Source organism: Paraburkholderia terricola (assembly GCF_900142195.1).
Classification (GTDB): Bacteria; Pseudomonadota; Gammaproteobacteria; order Burkholderiales; family Burkholderiaceae; genus Paraburkholderia; species Paraburkholderia terricola.
This window is the reverse complement of sequence record NZ_FRAB01000097.1, coordinates 1-3144: the sequence shown is the minus strand read 5'-3', so window position 1 is coordinate 3144 and position 3144 is coordinate 1. Positions and strand designations below refer to the sequence as shown.

At 56.1% G+C, this 3144-nt stretch carries 3 protein-coding genes; all 3 read left to right on the top strand.

Translation table 11 applies throughout. The annotated features are described in order from the left end of the window. Positions 1-875: DUF2345 domain-containing protein (locus BUE39_RS33555; RefSeq protein ID WP_143169546.1), on the top strand; the 875-nt coding region annotated here is incomplete at its 5' end. A 21-nt stretch (positions 876-896) separates the two neighbouring features. After that, positions 897-2141 carry a VRR-NUC domain-containing protein gene (locus BUE39_RS33550; protein ID WP_073432970.1) on the top strand — a complete coding sequence of 415 codons (1245 nt, stop codon included), beginning with the start codon at positions 897-899 and terminating at the stop codon, positions 2139-2141. Positions 2142-2188: 47 nt separating this feature from the next. Continuing rightward, the coding region (locus BUE39_RS33545) for a type VI immunity family protein (protein WP_073432971.1) at positions 2189-3144 on the top strand (956 nt) is incomplete at its 3' end.

Sequence of the window (3144 nt, the reverse complement as noted above, 5' to 3'; positions counted from 1 at the left end):
CGGCGAGCACCACGCATCAGGCTGAAAGCCTCGGGGACGGACACGCGGCACTGAAGTCGTTCACCGATGCTACGCGGAACAATGTTTCGGGCTCGCCGTCGGGTGGCAGGACGGCGGGCGGTGGAGCGGGCAGTGCCAATGCGTTCAGGGAGCCGGTCATGCTGTTCGCCAGCCCGTCGGGCATCGCGTTGTCCACGCAGAAATCGGTCCATGTATCGGCGGACGAGCACATCAACTTCGTAAGCGGTCAGGGCACGCACCTCGCGACCGGCAAATCGCTGATTGCGAGCGTGGCCGGAAAACTCAGCCTGTTCGTACAGAACGCGGGGATGAAGCTGTTCGCGGGCAAGGGTAAGGTCGAAGTTCAGGCGCACTCGGACAACCTCGAACTGACGGCGCAGAAGACGATGAAGCTGCTGTCCGCAACAGAGAAGATCGAAGCGGCCGCGAAACAGGAAATTCTTCTGACATCGGGCGGTGCCTATATCCGCATGACGGGCGGCAACATCGAAATTCACGCGCCTGGAAAGGTAGATTTCAAGGGCAGCCAACATAGTTTCAATGGACCGGCCAGTCAACCCTATCCGCTACCGCAATTCCAACCGTCCTATCAGGCGCAGTACGTTTTGCAAAACGAAGCTGACGGGACGCCGATGATCCAGCACGCCTACGAACTGAAATTACCCTCCGGGCGTACCTTGCTCGGCCACACGAACGACTTCGGCGAAACGGTACGGGTTTTTACGCCCAGCGCGCAGGATGTGAATCTGCGGGCGTTCAAACAAGACAAGATAGAAGTCAAGCCGTGGAAGTTTGCAGGCGGCGGGCAACCCGACATCCGCGCCGATTATCTCGACGACGCCGACGAAGCTTGAGCACCAAAGGAGTTTGACCGAATGGGATCGACACTTCAACCGGCGGGCTCGACCTGCACGATAATCAACGAAGAACCGACGTATGCAATGTTGCCGCCGTTCTCGAAGGGTTACTTGCAAGAGAAAATCGAATACGCGTTAAAGATGCCGAAGATCGTTTCCGTCCTCTTGCCCGACGGCTCGACGATTGTCAGATTGCTGAAACAGCTCGCGATGACCTCAGCGATTCGCGTCGATGAGGAAGTCGCGAATTACTTCTGGCAGTACAAGGCAGAGGTGAGCTTCGATATGTGGGCAACTGCCCTATCCAATGGATTTGCACCGCCGATTCCGTTTCTAAGCAGCGACAAGTCTCAGGGACCAGGGAGGCGCCACAGCCTGAACCCGTTCCCGCCCGGTATGAAACCCGGATTTTTACGGCGCCCCGATGTGATTATCGTAAAGAATCCAATGGACCGCTGGCCCGGTCGCGGCACCGTCGATCGTGATGGCGCGCCCCATGTTGACAATATGCTTCGGCTGGTAGAAGTAAAATTTCCCGGCGATACATGGAATGAAGGCCAAGAAGATGCATATCAGAAAATTGCGGGTGACTATAAAAATCGCATGACAGTTATTGATGTAAGCGATTGCAATGGGGAACTCAAGAAAGTGCCGGTACCAGTGCCTCTACCAGCGCCACAAACTGACGACGAGAAGCAACGACAGCGTGTACCCATTCGTACAGTTAAGCCGATCCCAGAGCCCGCTTGGTACGAGGAATGGTGGTCGTGGGCTGAACGGCACGGCGAAGAAGCCGCCGAAGCGGTTGCACCGGTATGGGATGCGATTCACCGTGGCTATTCTTATGTGTCCGCCGAAACCAGCGCATTTCTCCATCAGCACGCGCCCTGGATATTTACCGCTGGTCGCTGGATTGCGGATAAAGCAAGCGACGCGTGGGTATGGGTCGACGAGAAAGGACGCGAGCTTTATCGCTACACCACCGCCCAGCTCAAGGCCGGTTGGCAGGAAATCGTTCGCCAAACCGATATGACGTGGGAGTTGCTCAAGCAGATCGACTGGGCGCAGGTGGGCATGACCATCGTGAAAGCATTGGCTGTGATCGTCGTCGTGGTCGCCGCCGTTGCAGTCGTCATCGTACTGGCCGAAGCGTTGGTCGCGATCCTTGCAGCGCTGATTGCGATCATTGCAACAGCTGGCGCAGAAGCGCTGGCTGTGCTCGCTGTGTCGCTGGGCGTGACGGCGGTGGCGTCGGCCGGTTAGTCTTTCCGCTTGCGGTTTTCGATTGAACAACAGACGCAGAACAAAATATGACGCTTCGTGATTCAAAAACCACCTTGACGCCCGCGCAAGCGCTCGCACGGTACAAGGAAGATCTGAGTGTGCGGCTTGCCGATAACCGCATGGGCGTGCTACCGGGTGTCATTGGTACGATTTTTTTTGAGCGTGGTGGAAATCCAGAAGGTCGGCAACGCATCCTCGATTGCTTCGACCGCTTCGAACAGTTGTTCGGCGAACATCTAAACGGAGGCAAGGACACCGATCTCGGTAAGTTTTCGAAGCGTACTGGTATTGAGAAGATCCGGCGAGCCATTGTTGAAACGCCGTCACATCTTCAAGTCGGAGTGGTGCGTTCCAGCGCCACCGATCAAGACACCGCCGCAGAGTACAACATTAAGACGCTAACGAATATTGTTGTACCGGAGGACTACACCGCACCTACTGGATGGACCGTATCAAAGGGTAGGGAGGCAGGCCTGTCATATTTGAAATTTAACGTCCCAATGGAGTTGGTCACAACGACCGATGGCATCGCGCAATACGAAAGCTTTTTGCGTTACGTTTGCCAACGATTGATCGTGCGTGGTGGTTATGGCGGTTTATCGCCCATTCTCCCCTATAGCTATCACCGATACATGCCGCAGGAATGGGCGCTTGCTGAGCGCTTTAGTGGATTGGAGATCGATAGCACCGCGCATTTACTCAAAGATGACTTCGACCCGGTTTCCTATGAGGGACCATCTTCGTCGGAGATGACAGCCTTTTACGATCATCTTCATCCCGGCGCAAAAGTCGGTCGATGGGGTTTCATCAAGGGTGTGAACTGGTACACGATCCTGGGCGAGTTATTCGTGGACCGCCTGGGGGGAGAGGCCGCCATACGCGAAGCACTGAATCGTCCTGACATTCACATCGAACGCATCGGCTCGTGCCTGCTGATCCGCGCCGGGGATTTCCCGCGTCTCGGCGCCCCCGAGGAAGGTCT

What these genes read in the sequence shown, in the direction of transcription:
- BUE39_RS33550 (WP_073432970.1), top strand. Translation starts at nt 897, where the DNA reads ATGGGATCGACACTTCAACCGGCGGGCTCGACCTGCACGATAATCAAC.